The sequence below is a fragment of the Sinorhizobium fredii NGR234 genome, from assembly GCF_000018545.1.
GTDB lineage: Bacteria > Pseudomonadota > Alphaproteobacteria > Rhizobiales > Rhizobiaceae > Sinorhizobium > Sinorhizobium fredii_A.
The window spans coordinates 1,707,144-1,722,415 of the sequence record NC_012586.1; the positions used below are offsets into that span (position 1 = coordinate 1,707,144).

Annotated in this window: 13 protein-coding genes and 1 pseudogene; 11 read left to right on the forward strand and 3 right to left on the reverse strand. The window is 62.0% G+C overall.

What is annotated here, in order from left to right:
• The first annotated feature begins 2 nt into the window (after positions 1-2).
• Genes NGR_RS33060 through NGR_RS08070 form a run of 3 tightly spaced genes read left to right on the forward strand, consistent with a single transcriptional unit; the run spans position 3 to position 2,812 of the window.
• Positions 3-452: a helix-turn-helix domain-containing protein gene (locus NGR_RS33060; RefSeq protein WP_010875068.1), complete on the forward strand. Its 450-nt coding sequence runs from the start codon at positions 3-5 to the stop codon at positions 450-452.
• A 19-nt stretch (positions 453-471) separates the two neighbouring features.
• Positions 472-738, forward strand: a complete 267-nt coding sequence (locus NGR_RS33065) for a transposase (RefSeq protein WP_010875069.1) — start codon at positions 472-474, stop codon at positions 736-738.
• Complete coding sequence (locus tag NGR_RS08070) at positions 728-2,812, forward strand: recombinase family protein (protein ID WP_010875070.1); 2,085 nt, start codon at positions 728-730, stop codon at positions 2,810-2,812. Before NGR_RS33065 ends, NGR_RS08070 begins: the two co-directional genes overlap by 11 nt.
• Here the strand turns inward: NGR_RS08070 and istA are convergent.
• Positions 2,786-3,571, reverse strand: a pseudogene (gene istA, locus NGR_RS08075) (IS21 family transposase); the annotation flags it as partial. The gene NGR_RS08070 and the pseudogene istA overlap by 27 nt on opposite strands.
• 199 nt (positions 3,572-3,770) lie before the next feature.
• Here istA and NGR_RS08080 point away from each other — a divergent pair.
• Entirely contained in the window at positions 3,771-5,144 is a 1,374-nt protein-coding gene (locus NGR_RS08080; protein ID WP_164924106.1) for an alpha/beta hydrolase, read from the forward strand.
• 525 nt (positions 5,145-5,669) lie between these two features.
• Complete coding sequence (locus NGR_RS08085; RefSeq protein ID WP_015887758.1) at positions 5,670-6,023, forward strand: SPW repeat protein; 354 nt, start codon at positions 5,670-5,672, stop codon at positions 6,021-6,023.
• Between the two features lie 115 nt (positions 6,024-6,138).
• On the opposite strand, the gene NGR_RS33555 is transcribed toward NGR_RS08085, so the two are convergent.
• Complete coding sequence (locus tag NGR_RS33555) at positions 6,139-6,261, reverse strand: hypothetical protein (protein ID WP_282096846.1); 123 nt, start codon at positions 6,259-6,261, stop codon at positions 6,139-6,141.
• A gap of 162 nt (positions 6,262-6,423) precedes the next feature.
• Between NGR_RS33555 and NGR_RS08090 the strand changes: the two genes are divergently transcribed.
• Genes NGR_RS08090 through NGR_RS08105 form a run of 4 tightly spaced genes read left to right on the forward strand, consistent with a single transcriptional unit; the run spans position 6,424 to position 12,126 of the window.
• The gene (locus tag NGR_RS08090; RefSeq protein ID WP_015887759.1) at positions 6,424-10,425 is read left to right on the forward strand and encodes a PAS domain-containing protein; all 4,002 of its coding nucleotides are present in this window, start codon (positions 6,424-6,426) and stop codon (positions 10,423-10,425) included.
• Positions 10,422-11,072: a response regulator transcription factor gene (locus NGR_RS08095; protein WP_015887760.1), complete on the forward strand. Its 651-nt coding sequence runs from the start codon at positions 10,422-10,424 to the stop codon at positions 11,070-11,072. Before NGR_RS08090 ends, NGR_RS08095 begins: the two co-directional genes overlap by 4 nt.
• Positions 11,065-11,427 carry a response regulator transcription factor gene (locus NGR_RS08100; protein ID WP_015887761.1) on the forward strand — a complete coding sequence of 121 codons (363 nt, stop codon included), beginning with the start codon at positions 11,065-11,067 and terminating at the stop codon, positions 11,425-11,427. The genes NGR_RS08095 and NGR_RS08100 overlap by 8 nt, the downstream gene beginning before the upstream one ends.
• Before the next feature lie 12 nt (positions 11,428-11,439).
• A complete protein-coding gene (locus NGR_RS08105; protein WP_015887762.1) occupies positions 11,440-12,126 on the forward strand; it encodes a response regulator transcription factor in 687 nt (228 codons plus the stop codon).
• Between the two features lie 137 nt (positions 12,127-12,263).
• On the opposite strand, the gene NGR_RS08110 is transcribed toward NGR_RS08105, so the two are convergent.
• Positions 12,264-13,226: an MBL fold metallo-hydrolase gene (locus NGR_RS08110; protein WP_015887763.1), complete on the reverse strand. Its 963-nt coding sequence runs from the start codon at positions 13,224-13,226 to the stop codon at positions 12,264-12,266.
• A gap of 565 nt (positions 13,227-13,791) precedes the next feature.
• On the opposite strand from NGR_RS08110, the gene NGR_RS08115 reads away from it, so the two are divergent.
• Positions 13,792-14,556, forward strand: coding sequence for an SDR family oxidoreductase (locus NGR_RS08115; RefSeq protein ID WP_164923966.1), 765 nt, complete (start codon positions 13,792-13,794; stop codon positions 14,554-14,556).
• A gap of 125 nt (positions 14,557-14,681) precedes the next feature.
• The gene (locus NGR_RS08120) at positions 14,682-15,089 is read left to right on the forward strand and encodes a cupin domain-containing protein (RefSeq protein WP_015887765.1); all 408 of its coding nucleotides are present in this window, start codon (positions 14,682-14,684) and stop codon (positions 15,087-15,089) included.
• The last annotated feature ends 183 nt before the right edge of the window (positions 15,090-15,272 follow it).

Below are 15,272 nucleotides of genomic sequence, written 5' to 3' on the forward strand. Positions count from 1 at the left end.
CCATGCCCAACGAGACCAAACGTGAGCGACTGCGCGAGCTCGGAGCACTCAATGCGCGGCCCGAAGCCGTCCGTGCACCCTGGTTTCGTGAGTCCACCTTCTTCGATCCTCTCGATCTCGTGCAGGTGAAGTACGAGATGCTGCGTCACGTCCAGGAGGATGGCGTCAACAAGGCCGATGCCGCCGCGCTTTTCGGTCTGTCGCGGCCAACCTACTATCAGGCCGAGGCCGCGTTCGAACGCGACGGCATTGCCGGCCTGCTGCCGCGCACCCGAGGGCCAAAGTCGGCCCACAAACTCACCGACGAGGTCATGCAGCTCATCGAGCAGAACCAGCATGCGGGCGCCCCGCTGCAGGCGCGCTCCCTGGCAGAACTGCTGCATTCGACGCTCGGCATCAGTGTCCATCCCCGCAGCATCGAACGCGCGATCGCCCGTAAAAAAAAACGGTGAGCCCCATGCACGCACCCCGGTGCTACCGCGCAGCTGCAAGGATTTCTACGAGACGCTGCGCACCGCCGTCCTTTGCGGTCAGGCCTGCGCCAAGGACATGGGCGCCATCGTTTTCCACGGCCTTTGGCAAGGGCTGGCGGTGCTGATCGCGCAGCCTCCCCCGCCGACGCATCGGCGGCTGGAATCACGGCCTACGGCTTCGGTCGCAGTGCACGATCGCCAGCTCGTGCACATGCTCGCCAACATGGTGCTGGCAGCAGAGACCCGAGGGAACCATGTCTACTGACATCGCCATAAAGGTTGACGCCGACCATCTGCGGCGTGATGCATTCCTCTACGTGCGTCAGTCCTCGCTTCGTCAGGTGTTCGAGAACACCGAGAGCACCAAGCGGCAATACGCCCTGCGCGATCGCGCCGTGGCGCTGGGCTGGCCGATCGAACGTGTCCACGTCATCGATAGCGACCTCGGCCTCTCCGGCGCGCAGTCGCAGGACCGCGACGGCTTCCAGCACCTGGTGAGCGAAGTGGCGATGGGACATGCAGGGATCGTGCTGGGGCTGGAAGTGTCGCGCCTGGCACGCAACAATGCCGACTGGCACCGTCTCCTTGAGCTGGCCGCCTTGTCGCGCACGCTCATCATGGACGAGGACGGCGTCTATGATCCGGCCTATTTCAACGACCGCATGCTGCTCGGCCTGAAGGGCACGATGAGCGAGGCCGAACTGCACATCCTGAAGTCGCGGCTGCAAGGCGGCATTCTCAACAAGGCGCGCCGCGGCGAACTCGAGATGCCGCTGCCGATCGGGTTGGTCTACACCCCTGACGCGCGGGTCGTGCTCGATCCCGACCGACAGATCCAGGACACGGTGCGGCTCCTGTTCGATACTTTCCGCCAGACCGGCTCGGCCTGCGCCGTCGTGCGCCGCCTGCGGGGCGAGAAGATCCTCTTTCCGCGGCGTATCCGTCGCGGCATCGGCAAGGGCGACGTCCTGTGGAACGAGATCGACCATTCCCGCGTGCTCCAGATCTTGCACAACCCGCGCTATGCCGGCGCCTTCGCCTATGGACGCACGCGCACCGCCTACAATGCCAAGCTGAAGCCCGTGCAACTGCGCGTGGCGAGATCCGACTGGCAGGTACTGATTCCCGACGCCCACGACGGCTACATTTCCTGGGCCGAATACGAACGCAATCAGGCAGCCCTGGAACAGAACGCCACCGGTTTTTCACCCGGCCTGCGTGGACGCATGCCCCGCCAGGGCAGCGGCCTGTTGCAGGGACGGCTGCTGTGCGGCCGCTGCGGTGCACGCATGCGGGTCCATTACGAGCCGTTCGAGGGGCGGCTGCGCCCATATTACGTCTGCAACGAAGCCGTCGTGCGACACGCCGGCAAACACTGCCAATGGGTGCGCGGTGCTCCGGTCGACGAGGCGGTGAGCGCGCTACTGCTGGAGGTAATGGCGCCGGCAGCGATCGATGTCGCGCTTGCCGTGCAGCAGGAGATCACCCAGCGCGTGGAGCAGGCCGCGGCGCTGCGCGGCACGCAGCTGCAACGCGCCCGCTATGAGGCTGAACTGGCCCGCCGGCGCTACCTGAAGGTCGATCCGGACAACCGCCTGGTCGCCGACGCGCTGGAAGCCGACTGGAACGCACGGCTGCGCGACCTCGACGCACTCCAGCGCGAGCACGAGCGCCAGAACGAGGCCGACCACTCGCTGCTGGACGAGCCAGCGCAGCAGCGCATCAGGGCGCTGACCGCCGATTTCCCGCGCATCTGGAACGACGAGCGCACCGGTGCCGTCGAACGCAAGCGCATGCTCGGCCTTCTCATCGAAGACGTGACGCTGCTCGTCGACGATGAGGTCAACATCAACATCCGTTGGCGCGGCGGGCGCACGCAGAGCCTGTCGGTGGCCAGACCTCGGCCTATGTCGGTGATACGCAAGACGCCGGCACAGGTCGTGGCGTTGATCAACGAGCTGCTGGAGGCCACCAACGACCGGCAGATCGCCGCTCGTCTCAACGAACTCGGGCATCGCAACTGGCGCGGCGAACCCTTCACGCCGAAGAAGGTCATGCTCGTGCGCCGCACCTATGGTTTGAAGAGCCGGTACGAACGGCTGCGCGAGGGCGGCATGCTCACCGGCGAGGAAGTAGCCCAGCAGCTCGGCGTATGCGAATCGACCGTTCACCAACTCGGGCGCAAAGGCACTCTCAAGCGTCATCGATACGCCAGCAACCATCGATACTTGTACGAACCGCCGGGCAACGTCAGACTCGAAAAAGGCGCCGGCAGTCGATATGGTGGCCGTCAACCCAGATTAATTGTCGCTCAACCACTCCAACAAGGTGCATCGTGATGTCCGCTCCTTGTCGCGCGGGCGTCGCGGCCGCGTCGGCAGGACCGCGCTCCCATAGTGAGCAGCCATCCCGCAATACGTGCGGTTGACCTGGGGATCGAAGTGGCAGGCCTTGATGATCGCCACCTTGGCATTGTCGGGAACCAGCAAGGCTGGCGCACCGCCAAAAAACTCCAGCGCCAGGATATGGCATTCGATCCAGTCGGGAAGCGTCTCGCTCCAGCGCGCCTGCGCATAGGAAAGGCTCGATGCCCCCAGAACCGCCACGAACAGATGCGCCTGCCGTGTCTTGCCCGACCGCCTATCAACGACAACCGTGACCGTGTCGCCGGCGTAGTCGACGAACAGCTTGTCGCCGGCAGCGTGATCCTGCCGCATCGTCACAGGCAGCTTCATCGCCCAGCCGCGGTAAAGGTCACAGTACCGGCTGTAGCGATAGCCGTCCGGATAACGGCTGATGTATTCGTCCCAGAGGATCTGCAGCGTCATGTGCTTGCGCTTCAGCTCGCGATGGACATGTGCCCAGTCCGGCTCAGGGCTCCGACGATGACCCGTCTTCGTCCCGGCCGCCTTGTAAAGCGCCGCCTCCAGGACTGCATCGCTGACACCGTCGCTCAACGGCCACGATAGCTCCGCAATGGCCGCACGCCGCAGCGTCTCGCGCACCGTCGATGGCGCAGCTCCAACCCGCACCGCAATCGACTTGTGCCCAAGCCCTTGCTCAAAGCGATATCTCAATATCTCGCGGACACGCCGCATCTCCAGTCTCTCCGCAGGCATCCCGTTCCTTCCTCGTCACAATCGAAGGAAGAAACTTCACACCAGCAGAACACCCATGCCAGACGCCTTCCGAAGGGGGCGGCATCATCTCGGAATCAGGGGGCGACTATTTCTCGGAATTGAGGGGCGAGATCATTTCGGAATCAAGGGGCGGATTGCTTCGGAATTTGCAAACCGTGTGGCACATAGCTATTGCGTTGCTGGACTTGGTCTTGGCCGCAAATTCACCAGCTATATTGGACGGGTCCGATTAATCAACTTTTGCCTGGCGTGGGCAGCGGTCCTCTTGCTTGTCTGCCTTGCTGGCTGTGCCACGGAGCGCGCGGAGGTTGCAACGCAACCCATTACTGAGTCGCCGGCGTTGCCAAGCACCCAGACCATTCAGTCCCACTCGACTCCCGGAGCCTTCGACCTCCTCTACATCACCGACCGGGCTCCTGTAACTGCTGCAAACGGCACGTTGTCCTACGGTGCCGAAAGAGCCATATCCTTGAGTTTCGGATCGGTGTCGCTCACCCCAACACGCAACTCTCCCACCAGCAAAAGTCAGATGCGCGTCGGCGCGGTTTCCGAGATCGGCCGGTTTCCGGCGACACCTTACGGCGTCGTGGCGACCGCGAACGGGCTAAGCCGCACGCCGACGGCAGTCGCGGCCCACGAGCGGGCTGCCGTATCGCTGCAGGCCGAAGTCAATCGTCGGCTCGCAATAGCCGATCGCAAGGAAGTCGTGGTCTTTATTCACGGATACAACAACAGCTTCGACGACGCCGCCCGCACCACAGGCGAGATTTGCAGGTCGCTGCAGAACCAGTTTGTCTGCATTGCCCTGACTTGGCCTGCTGGGGGCTCCGGCGGCTTGTTCTTTGGCTACAACATAGACCGAGAGTCGAGCGAGTTTTCAGTCGCGGATCTTAAGAAAGCCATTCGCATCATCGCCGAAGCTAAGGGTGTCGAGCGGCTTCACCTCCTGGCGCATAGCCGCGGGACCGATGTGCTCGCGAGTGTGGTCCAGCAACTCAGCATCGAAGCGTATGTTAGCCGATCGTCAATGTGGCAGCGCTACAAGATGGCGAACGTGGTGTTTTTCGCTCCCGATATTGATCTCGATGTGGCCTCTTCCAAGTTGTTCGCGTGGGTATCGGACCCAGATCTTGCCTTCGGCAGCCAATCAAGGCCAAGTGTGGTCCCGCCTCAAGGCCCTCTGCATCTCACGGTTTATTCGTCTCCCGGGGACAAAGCGTTGGGGGCATCAAGCCTGCTCTTCGGCAGCGCCTTGCGGCTGGGGCAGCTCGCTGTAAACAGGCTTCCCAAGGACAGGAGCGAGGCGGCGTCCAAATGGGCCGGGTCTCGCATGGGAGGGCTGGTCGATTTCATCGAGTTTTCTGGTGGCGGCTTCATCGGCCATAGCTATTTCTCGTCCAATCCGGCTGTCAAGGCTGACTTGGTTGCGCTCATCCGCGATAGAGTGAAAGCTGGCGATCCGGGTCGCCAAATCGTCGAAATCAAACGCCCCTTCTGGCGGGTATCGGATGTACAGCAGGCCTTGAGATGATCGCTTTCGAGGCTTCGGAGCGATCCTGCGGAAGCGCGGGTCCGGGCCAAAAGCCGACCCATCGATACTTTGCGGAACTGCGGACCGCCCGGTGGTGAGAAGCTTTATCACTGCCCCAGATTTTCGTGACACCTGGCGCCCGCGGTTCCCTTCAATACATCATGCGATCTTTTCAGCATAAACGAGGACATCATCCTGGCAACGCGCCGGGCACGAGGTTCTTGAAGACAGCTGTCCTCAACCCTGAGCGGTCATCAATCGTGAACGCGATGAACCCTCCAAAGACGTTCCATCGGGAATTCTCCCAATTTCTGAAGCCTCAGCACGGCTCAACGAAAGCTTCCCTCTGATTCGAGCGCCTCGATAACCTCCGATATCCAAGTGCCGAGCCGCTCCCGCCTTTCGCATCACCCGACAGATGCCTGCGTAGAATAGATGAGCGCACGACACTTCCCCATTCTCCTAAACCGACCACATGGTCCCTGAAGTGCTACGGCACAAACTGAATGAGCAAGGAGATGAGAGATGAAAAGCGAAGTGCCAAGTAAGTCGTTGGAGTGGAGCAATCTGGTTCTGGGCGCAGCGTTCGTCTGCGCTGCCTACATGTTTGGCGGACAACCCGTCGCGGCATGGAATGCGGCGATCACGGGCACCTTGATGGTCTGCTGCTCTGCCGTGGCCCTCACTCGCTATGGGGCTTGGGTCGAATGGTCCAATCTCCTCTTGGGGAGCTGGGCGGTGGTCGCCCCGTTCCTGCTCGGCTTCGGATCACAGCCCGTCGCGATGTGGACACATGTCCTGCTTGGGCTTTGCGTCGCGACGATCGCTGCAATCCAGCTGGCGGCCGCCAGGCGCCCAAGCCCTCGAGCGTCAAGCTAAAGGCCGGGGAGTGAGGCAGCGGCCGGTTTACGAAGTGTAATCGATCGCAAACACCGTCGCCGAGACGTCATGAAGCAGCTCAAGAAAAAGAATGTCGTTGGCTTGCTGCCTTGTCTCACGCCAGGGCGGCAAGCAGCGGCTCGTCGCCGACCTTGGTCGCCGAAGTCTCGGCGTTGCCGACCGTCAGCGGAAAAGGCAGAGTAATTTCCGGCTCACTCGCTTTGATCCAGCTTTCCACGAATGCGGCGTAGCGGCGACGCCGCCGCGCAATACATGGATTTCCATGAATTGCGGCTGTGGTGCGGCGGGTTTACGGTGTCGAGACGCGTTCGCCAGCCCAATTTCGAGAATAACTGCTGTACGCGCTGACGATCCCTGAGTTGTCCGGCAGGAGCAGCTGATGATGAGCGTTTGGTCGCACCGCCCCAAATTCCTTCACCTGGGGCTATTCTTCGCGGCCTATGTTCTGGGCTGCGGTTTCGCTCAGTCGCTCGCAATCGTGCCCGGGACAGGTGTTTCCATTTGGCCCCCGGGCGGGCTTTTCATGGCCACGCTTGTTCTCACGCCGCCGTACAGCTGGCCCTGGTGGATGGTCAGTGGCTGTCTGGCTGAGTTGTTCAGCAATGCGGTATGGTTCCACAGCCCGCTGCCCGCCGCCTTGCTCATCTATATTGCCAACGCGCTCGAAGCAGCGGTTGGGGCATGGCTGGTGAACCGGGTGCTAAGGCGGCCGGTCCGGCTGGAAACGCTGCAGGAAGTTCTCGCATTCGTCGTGCTGGGGGCTGGAATTGCACCTGTTGTGGGCGCGACTATCGGTAGTGCGACACTGGCGTTGTTTGCCATACAATCGCAATCCTTCACAACAGCCTGGCCTCTTTGGTGGATCGGAGATGCTACCGGAGTCCTGATCGTGGCGCCGCTGGTGCTGGTCATGTTCAATAGCTGGCATGGCAGGCCGTGGCTGTCGACCTCGCAATGGATGGAGGCCTGCGCCCTGGGACTGATCCTTCTCTGTGTCGCAGCCCTGTCACTCAGCGGCTACCTGCCCTTCGCCTATATCGTCATGCCGCCTCTTCTTTGGGCGGCGGTGCGGTTCGATTTCAAAGGCGCCGCCGTCAGCCTGACCCTCCTTGCTCTGATCACGCTGATGTTCACGATTTCCGGCTCTAGCCAATTTGCCGGAGATCCCGAGTCCCAGAGGCAAAAGCACATCATGCTGCAGCTTTTTCTGGCCATCTCGGCATTATCGGCGCTGATCGTGGCCGCCATATCCCGGCAGCATCAGCTGGCGCTGCTCACCGTGCGCCGGAGTGAGCGGCAACTTCAGCAGCTGATCGACGCCGTTCCCGCTCTCATTTGGTGTACGACGCCAGAAGGAATACCGTGTTACCTCAACAAGCGCGTTACCGATGTCACCGGCGTCACGCTCGAGGACTTGATCGCGCCTGACGGCTCGCGATCTCTGAGCGTCGTCCATCCGGATGATCGGATCGCGATGGATGAAGCCTTCGCACGCTCATTCGAGACGGGTGAACCCTTCCTGTGGAGATATCGCCAGCGCCGGGCAAACGGTCCTCATCGGTGGGTGGAGAGCCGCGCGGAGCCTTTGCGCGACGAGTCCGGCGCGATCGTCCAGTGGTACGGTGTGTCCGTCGACATCGAAGACATGATGAAGGCGCAGGAGGCCTTGCGAGACCGCGAGCGGGAGCTCTCGCAACTCGTCGACATGGTCCCGATCCCCATCTGGCGTCTGGCATCCGACGGCGAGCCGACATTCTTCAACAAGCGCCTCATCGACTTTCTCGGCTCGGACGTAGCGGACTATGACACGGCGACCATGACTCCGCTGGCGGCCGCCATTGCGGCCGTCGTTCATCCCGACGATGCAGCCAGAATGGGGAATGCGCTCAACCACAGCCTCGTCACCGGCGAGCGCTTCTTCATGAGGTATCGCCTGCGTCGCGCGGATGGCGTGTATCGCTGGGTGGAGGGCCGCGCGGAGCCGATGCGGGATGAGAGCGGACGCATCGTCCAGTGGTACGGCCTCTCGCACGACATAGACGATCAGCTGCGCGCCGAGGAGGCGCTGCGGAAAAGCGAGCGGCAGCTTGCGCTCCTTGTCGACGTGGTTCCGGTCGCCATCGCGTGTCTGACGCCCGGCGGAGAGCCGAACTTCTTCAATAAGCGCTTGAGCGACTTTCTCGGCCTGGACGTAGCGGATGTGGACAAGCCGGGAGTGACCCGGCTGGCGGCCGCAATAGCGGCGGCCGTCCATCCGGACGACGCAACAGAGTTCGGGGACGAGCTCAGCCGCTGCCTCGTCACTGGCGAGAGCTTCTCCAGGAAGTATCGTCTGCGTCGTGCGGACGGCGTGTACCGCTGGATGGAGGGCCGCGCCGAGCCGCTGCGCGATCATGGCGGAGCGATTTTTCAATGGTACGCGGTTGCTATCGACATAGACGATGAAGTGCGTGCGCAGGAGGCACTGCGCGATCGGGAGCGCGAGCTCTCGCAGCTCGTGGACATGGTGCCGGTTCATATCAGACGACTTACGCCCGAGGGCGAGCCGATCTTCTTCAACAAGCGCCTGATTGATTTCTTCGGTCTGGACGTAGGTGATATGGACAAGCCGGGCACGAGCCGTCTCACCGCTGTCATACAGACCCTTATCCATCCCAACGACGCAACAGGTCTGCTCGAGACGGTCCGACGCTCGCTCGTTACCGGGGATCCCTTCTCGATGAAATATCGCATGCGCCGTGCAGACGGCGTGTATCGCTGGGTCGATGGTCGCGCGGAACCGCTGCGGGATCAAAGCGGCGCGATTGCGCAATGGTACGTCATTTCCGTCGACGTAGACGACGAGATGCGGGCACAGGAGGCTTTGCGGGATCGTGAGCGGGAGCTCTCCCAACTCGTAGACATGGTCCCAAGTCTCCTGTGGAGGCTCAGTCCCGAGGGTGAACCGACCTTCCTCAACAGACGCGTGATAAATTTTCTTGGTCTGGATCTTGCGGATCTGGAGAAACCGGGCGTGAGCCGGCTGGAAGCCTTCATGGAAGCCGCCGTTCACCCCGACGATGCGGCCGATCTCTGGGGGGCGCTCAACCATTCCTTCGTCACGGGCGAGCGCTTCTCCAAGCAGTGTCGCCTTCGGCGTGCCGATGGTGTCTATCGCTGGGTGCAAGCCAGTGCAGATCCGCTCAGGGATGAGAGCGGACGCATCGTCCAGTGGTACGGCCTTTCGCATGACATCGACGACCAGCTGCGCGTTGAGGAGGCGCTGCGCGAAAGAGAACGCTCCCTCTGGCAGATCGTCGAGACACTGCCTGCAATGATCGATTGCGCCGCTCCTGATGGGGAGCCGGTATACCGCAATCCGCAGCTCCGCGACTTTCTTGGCTATAAGCTTGAAGAGCTCGACGGAACGGGCAAGTCCCGGTTGGAGGGCACGCTTGATGCCGGCGTCCATCCTGACGAGGTCGATGGAGTCAAGGAGAACTATGCCCATTCGCTGACCACCGGGGAGCCCTATGCACGAAGGCACCGCCTACGGCGCTTCGACGGCGAATATCGCTGGGTCGAAACGCGTGCTGCGCCGATGCGCAATACCGAGGGCACCATCGTTCAATGGAATGTCATATGCCTGGATATCGACGGCGAAGTTCGGGCAGAGGAAAAACTGCGCCTGGCGCAAGAGAGTCTGGCTCGCGCAAGTCAGGCGGCCAGCCTTTCCGAGCTTTCCGCTTCTATCGCGCACGAGGTGAACCAGCCCCTGGCAGCCGTCGTGGCGAACTCGCACGCCTGCCAACGCTGGCTGACCGCAGAGCCGCCGAATCTGCAACGCGCGCAGCGGACGGTAGAGCGCATCGTCCGGGATGCCAATTCGGCCGCCGACGTCGTCAGCCGCATTCGCGCCTTGTTCAAGCAATCCATAGGGACGAGGATCAATGCGGCTCTTGCCAGCGTGATTAGCGAAGTTCGCAACCTTCTCGCCGATGAGGCAGCGCGGCGGCGCGTTCGGATCGACTTGAAGATCGATGGCGACCTTCCGCCGATCGCAATCGATCATATCCAGATCCAGCAGGTTCTGATCAATCTCATTCGCAACGGCATGGAGGCGATGGGCTCACTTGCGGGCGACAGGGTGCTTGGCATGCGCGCAAGCTATATCGGAGATGTGGTTCAGACCGAGATCAGCGATTTGGGCCCGGGCATCGAATTTCCCGACAGGGTATTCGAGCCGTTCTTCACGACAAAAAAAGACGGCATGGGCATGGGATTGGCGATCTGCCGCTCGATCGTCGAGTTGCACGGCGGACGATTGTGGGCCGAGAAGAACGAACCGCATGGAGCAAAGTTCATCTTCACCTTGCCGGTTGAAGCGAAGGCAGCGCCATGACGAGCGATGATCATGTTGTCTTCATCGTCGACGACGATGAACGCATCCGCGAGGCGCTCAGCGACCTGCTGGACTCGCACGGCATACGCGCCATCGCCTTCGGATCAGCCGGCGAATATGTGAGCGCGGATAAGCCGGATGTCCCCGCCTGCCTAATTCTCGATGTCGAATTGCCGGATATCAACGGCCTCGATCTGCAGAGGCAGATCGCCGACGTCGATCACCCGCCGATCGTGTTCATCACGGGGCACGGCGACATTCCATCTTCAGTGCGTGCGATCAAGCACGGCGCCGTGGATTTCCTGACGAAGCCGTTCAGCGATGCTGACCTCATGGCAGCAATCGGCGCGGCGATCGCTGAAGATCGGGTGAAGAGAGCGGCACGCGCCGAACTCAGCATGCTGGGACAACGTTATCGCGAACTGACACCGCGAGAGCGCGAGGTACTGCCGCTGGTCGTGAGCGGTCTTCTCAACAAGCAGGCGGCCGCTGAGTTGGGCATCAGCGAGGTCACGCTGCAGATACACAGAAGAAACGTGATGCACAAAATGGCCGCAGACTCGCTCGCCGATCTCGTGCGCATCGCGGAGAGGCTGGAAATACCGATCACCCACTCCCGGCGAGTGGGAGGGAATGACCATGAATAAGACAAGACATGTCGTCGCGATTGTTGATGATGATGCAAGACTACTTGAATCGGTGAGCGACCTTCTCGAATCCGCGGGCTACGTGGCCCGCAGCTTCCCGTCGGCGGGATCGTTGCTCGCCAGTGGGCTGTCGGACCTGGACGTCCTCATCACCGATATCGGAATGCCTGGGATGGACGGTCTCGAGCTTCGAGATCGTGTAAAGAAGTCTCGCCCCGAGCTGCCAGTATTTCTGATCACGGGCCGCCACGAGATAGCGGATCAGGGCCGCGCCCAGGGCAATAGCGGGTTTTTCCGCAAGCCCTTCGACGCCCAGGCCCTGCTCGCGGCCATCGCCAATGCTCTAGACAAATAGAAGGAGGGTGTCATGGGAGTAGGCCAGCCTTTCCTGCGGAGGTCATTGTCCCCGCAGCTTGGGAGTGAAGAGGATGAGCCGCTCGTCATCATTGTCGACGACGACGCCTCGGTTCGCGCGGCACTGTCGGAGTTAATTCTATCGGCGGGTTTCCGGCCGGTGAGCTTTGCCTCCACTCGCGAATTGCTTGACGCCGATACGCTGGACGCCCCCGGCTGTTTGATCCTCGATGTGCGCATGCCGGGAGAGAGCGGTCTCCATCTGCAGCGCCATCTGGCCGATAATGGCAACCCCAAGCCGATCATCTTCCTGACAGGGCATGGCGACATCCCTATGACCGTCGAGGCGATGAAGGCGGGAGCGGTGGATTTTCTCACCAAACCGGTGCGGGACCAAACGCTGCTTGACGCGGTCACTGCCGGCATTGCGATGGACGCCGAGCGACGCGCAGAAGCAGCGATTTCCCGGCTCAATATCGAACGCCTCGAGACGCTGACGCAGCGCGAGCGCGAGGTTCTCTACGAAGTGGCGCGCGGACGCCTCAACAAGCAGATCGCCTTCGATCTCGGCATCAGCGAAGTGACGGTGAAAGCGCATCGCAGCAGCGTCATGCACAAGATGGGGGCTGCCTCCGTCGGCGAACTGATCCGGGCCTTTGAGACACTGCCCGCGCAAATGCGTCAGGCCGGCGCTCGCTAAGCTGAAACCGCTCTGCCGAGGATCATCCCGGCAGAACGGTTTCAAAATGAAGGACTTGTGCTCCACCTTGGCTAAGGTCGAATGCCGCAATTTGGCGGCTAAGCAACCAGTCCTTCGCGTGGCCGGTTGGACTGCCGTCATGAGTCCCAGACGACCGGGACCCAACGAAAGACGTCGCCGTCGGCCGCGACATGGCAGACGGACGGGAACGGCAGGTGAGTGGCCACCAGCGGCTCGCGGGTCGCCGCCAGTTCACGCAAAAGACGGACGCGGACGCGGGCCGCCTCCTCGGGGTCGTGTTCGAAGCCGTTGTGCCAGTCGGGATGGTCGAAGCCGACCTGGAACACGGCGTCGCCTGCGAATGTCAGCCGGTCGCCCCCCGACGCCAGGCGGACCACGCTGTGCCCGGGGGTGTGGCCGCCGGTGCGGGTGACGACCACCCCCGGCGCCACCTCGTAGTCTTCGTCGAACTGCCGCAGCTGGCTCTGGTACTCGGCCATGAACCGCTTGGCCGTCCGCCGAAGCACGGGCGGCACTGTCGATGGCATGGAGGCGTGGGAAAAATCGGGCGCTTCCCAGAACTTGACTTCCGCCGCCGCCACGTGGATCCGCAGATCCGGACGCAATCGGTCCTTCACGCCATCCGCGAGCAGCCCGCCAATGTGGTCCATGTGCATGTGGGTAAGCACCACGTCGGTCACGGAGGCGAGATCGACTCCGGCGGCCTCCAGTCGCGAGACCGTCTGCCCGGCCCGCGGGAAGTCCGGAAACTCCACCCCTAGCCCAGCGTCGACGAGTATCGCCTGGCCGCCGCTCCGCACCAAGACCACGTTCAGCGGCCAATGGAGCACGTCCGTCGGCAGGAACATGTCGTCCAGCCAGGCCGTCCGGACGGCCGGGTCGGCGTTGGTCGCCAAAACCGGGGTTGGTATTGGTAGCACGCCGTCACTGATCACCAAGACGTCAATCTCGCCGACCTTAACCGCGTAGCGTGACGGAACGAGCTCGTCCCGCCCCGATCTACTAGGGCGTGAGGCGTTGTCCAGGCTCATGGTTGTCTCCTGCTGACCGGTCCTACGGTTTGTTTCTGCATGCGGCATGATGCGCTCCTCTCTCTGTCAATCACGGACGAAAGTAGCGGGGGAGCATTTCGGCTTGCAGTACCAGGAGGTATTGAGGCGGTCAGGCTATGGTATCGGAGCAATAGGCACTCGGGTGTCTGGATGTGCTACTCATCGCAAATTGACCGGGTGGGAACAGCTTTTCAGCTCTACTTAGACAACGGATCGGCCATCCTCTTCGGTCCCGGTAGCTATCTGGGGCCGAGCTGAATTCGTCCGATGCCGAATGGCGCGGATTTCCTCCACTTCATCGGGGCTTTTTGATCGAAACGAGTACTACCCCAATGCTTTTGCATCGTATGGCAACGACTTCCGTAGAGTAGTTTGACATCACGATCCGCCGCATTCTCCCTGCCATCGGCCACGCCGACCGGCCTGGAGAGAACACATGCTGAATCATCAGACTGTTGATCCTGGAAACCGGTTTCGCGGTGCCGGCTTGGACGCGCTACCCGCTCCGCCGGCCGACACCTTCGAGGCTGCGCGCTGCGCGGTGTGCCCATCGGCGAACACTTTGCAATGCCCATTCGTAAGGAGAACAATGATGAAAATCGTCGTAATTGGCGGTACCGGTCTCATCGGTTCGAAAACCGTGGAGCGGTTGCGCAAAAAAGGCCATGACGTGTTGGCGGCATCGCCGAATTCAGGCGTCGACACGATCACCGGAACGGGTCTTGCCGAAGCACTCGCAGGAGCGCGCGTGGTGCTGGACCTCGCAAACTCGCCATCATTCGAGGACAATGCCGTCTTGGAATTCTTCCGGACGGCGGGTCGCAATCTGCTGAGCGCGGGCGCTGCCGCCGGCGTGGAGCATCACGTCGCGCTCTCGATCGTCGGCACGGAGCGGCTGCAGGGCAGCGGCTACATGCGTGCCAAGATGGCTCAGGAAGAGCTGATCAAGAGCTCCGGCATACCCTACACGATCGTACACTCGACGCAGTTCTTCGAGTTCATGGACGGCATCGCCCAGGCGGGAACGATCGGTCAGTCCGTCCATCTGTCGCCTGCCTATGTGCAGCCGATCGCATCGGATGACGTCGCCGACGTGATGGCGGAAGTCGCGCTCGCCGCCCCGGCGAACGGCATCATCGAGATTGGCGGCCCCGAGAAGGTCCGCCTCAACGAAATCGTGGCGTGTTTGCTGTCGGCCAAAAGCGATCCCCGCCAGGTCGTGGCCGACCCTCACGCCCCCTATTTCGGCGTGGAGCTGAAAGACGAGTCGCTCGTGCCCGGCAGCAACGCCAGGCTTGGCCGAATCCGCTTCAACGACTGGCTAGGCCAGCAGCCGCCTCAGAAAATGACGGCGTAGTTTCAAAGCGCTGCAGCGACCCTTGTGCGTCCTGGAGGACGCACGGCGCTGTAGCAAACCGGCCACGGCCGCGGCGAGTACCCGGCGGTTCACTCCAGCCATTTGGATCAGACAGGAGACCAGACATGCTCAGACACATCCTCCCGACGGCAGCACTCGCCGTCATTCTAGCCAGCGGTGCGCAGGCTGACGACGGCAGAGCGAAGTTGACCATCGTTTACGATCAGCAACTGCCCAACGTAGAGGGCAAGAGCATCAAGGCGGTACTCGTCGAATATGGACCCGGCGGCGCCTCGCCCGCGCACACCCACCCCAAGTCGGCGTTCATCTATGCCACCGTTCTTGAAGGGGCGATCCGCAGCCAGGTCAATAGCGGGCCGGCGAAGGTCTACCATGCCGGAGAAAGCTTCGCGGAATTTCCGGGTGACTTTCATCGTGTCAGCGCAAACGCCAGGAGCACCGAGCCGGCGCGTCTGCTGGCTGTCTTCGTGGTGGGCACCAACGAGACCAACCTGACCAACTTCGAAGATTGACGTCTTTAGCCACCGGTGTCCGGCGCCCCGTCGAGTTGTGATCGCCGCCCCCGTGCTGGTCGCAATCAAGATCGGGCCCTCCCGGTACGCGAAACTGCGCGGCGCGCAGTCGCCCAAAATGAGGCGCCTGCGCGCCATCATTCTGCAACCCTCAGCAGTTCGATGCGAAACGGCAGCAAGCCG

Excerpts from the sequence above, each read along its gene's own strand:
- NGR_RS33060 (WP_010875068.1), top strand. The coding sequence starts at position 3 with ATGCCCAACGAGACCAAACGTGAGCGACTGCGCGAGCTCGGAGCACTC.
- NGR_RS08070 (WP_010875070.1), top strand. The coding sequence starts at position 728 with ATGTCTACTGACATCGCCATAAAGGTTGACGCCGACCATCTGCGGCGT.
- NGR_RS08085 (WP_015887758.1), top strand. The coding sequence starts at position 5,670 with ATGAAAAGCGAAGTGCCAAGTAAGTCGTTGGAGTGGAGCAATCTGGTT.
- NGR_RS08090 (WP_015887759.1), top strand. The coding sequence starts at position 6,424 with ATGATGAGCGTTTGGTCGCACCGCCCCAAATTCCTTCACCTGGGGCTA.
- NGR_RS08095 (WP_015887760.1), top strand. The coding sequence starts at position 10,422 with ATGACGAGCGATGATCATGTTGTCTTCATCGTCGACGACGATGAACGC.
- NGR_RS08100 (WP_015887761.1), top strand. The coding sequence starts at position 11,065 with ATGAATAAGACAAGACATGTCGTCGCGATTGTTGATGATGATGCAAGA.
- NGR_RS08105 (WP_015887762.1), top strand. The coding sequence starts at position 11,440 with ATGGGAGTAGGCCAGCCTTTCCTGCGGAGGTCATTGTCCCCGCAGCTT.
- NGR_RS08110 (WP_015887763.1), bottom strand. The coding sequence starts at position 13,226 with ATGCCGCATGCAGAAACAAACCGTAGGACCGGTCAGCAGGAGACAACC.
- NGR_RS08115 (WP_164923966.1), top strand. The coding sequence starts at position 13,792 with ATGAAAATCGTCGTAATTGGCGGTACCGGTCTCATCGGTTCGAAAACC.
- NGR_RS08120 (WP_015887765.1), top strand. The coding sequence starts at position 14,682 with ATGCTCAGACACATCCTCCCGACGGCAGCACTCGCCGTCATTCTAGCC.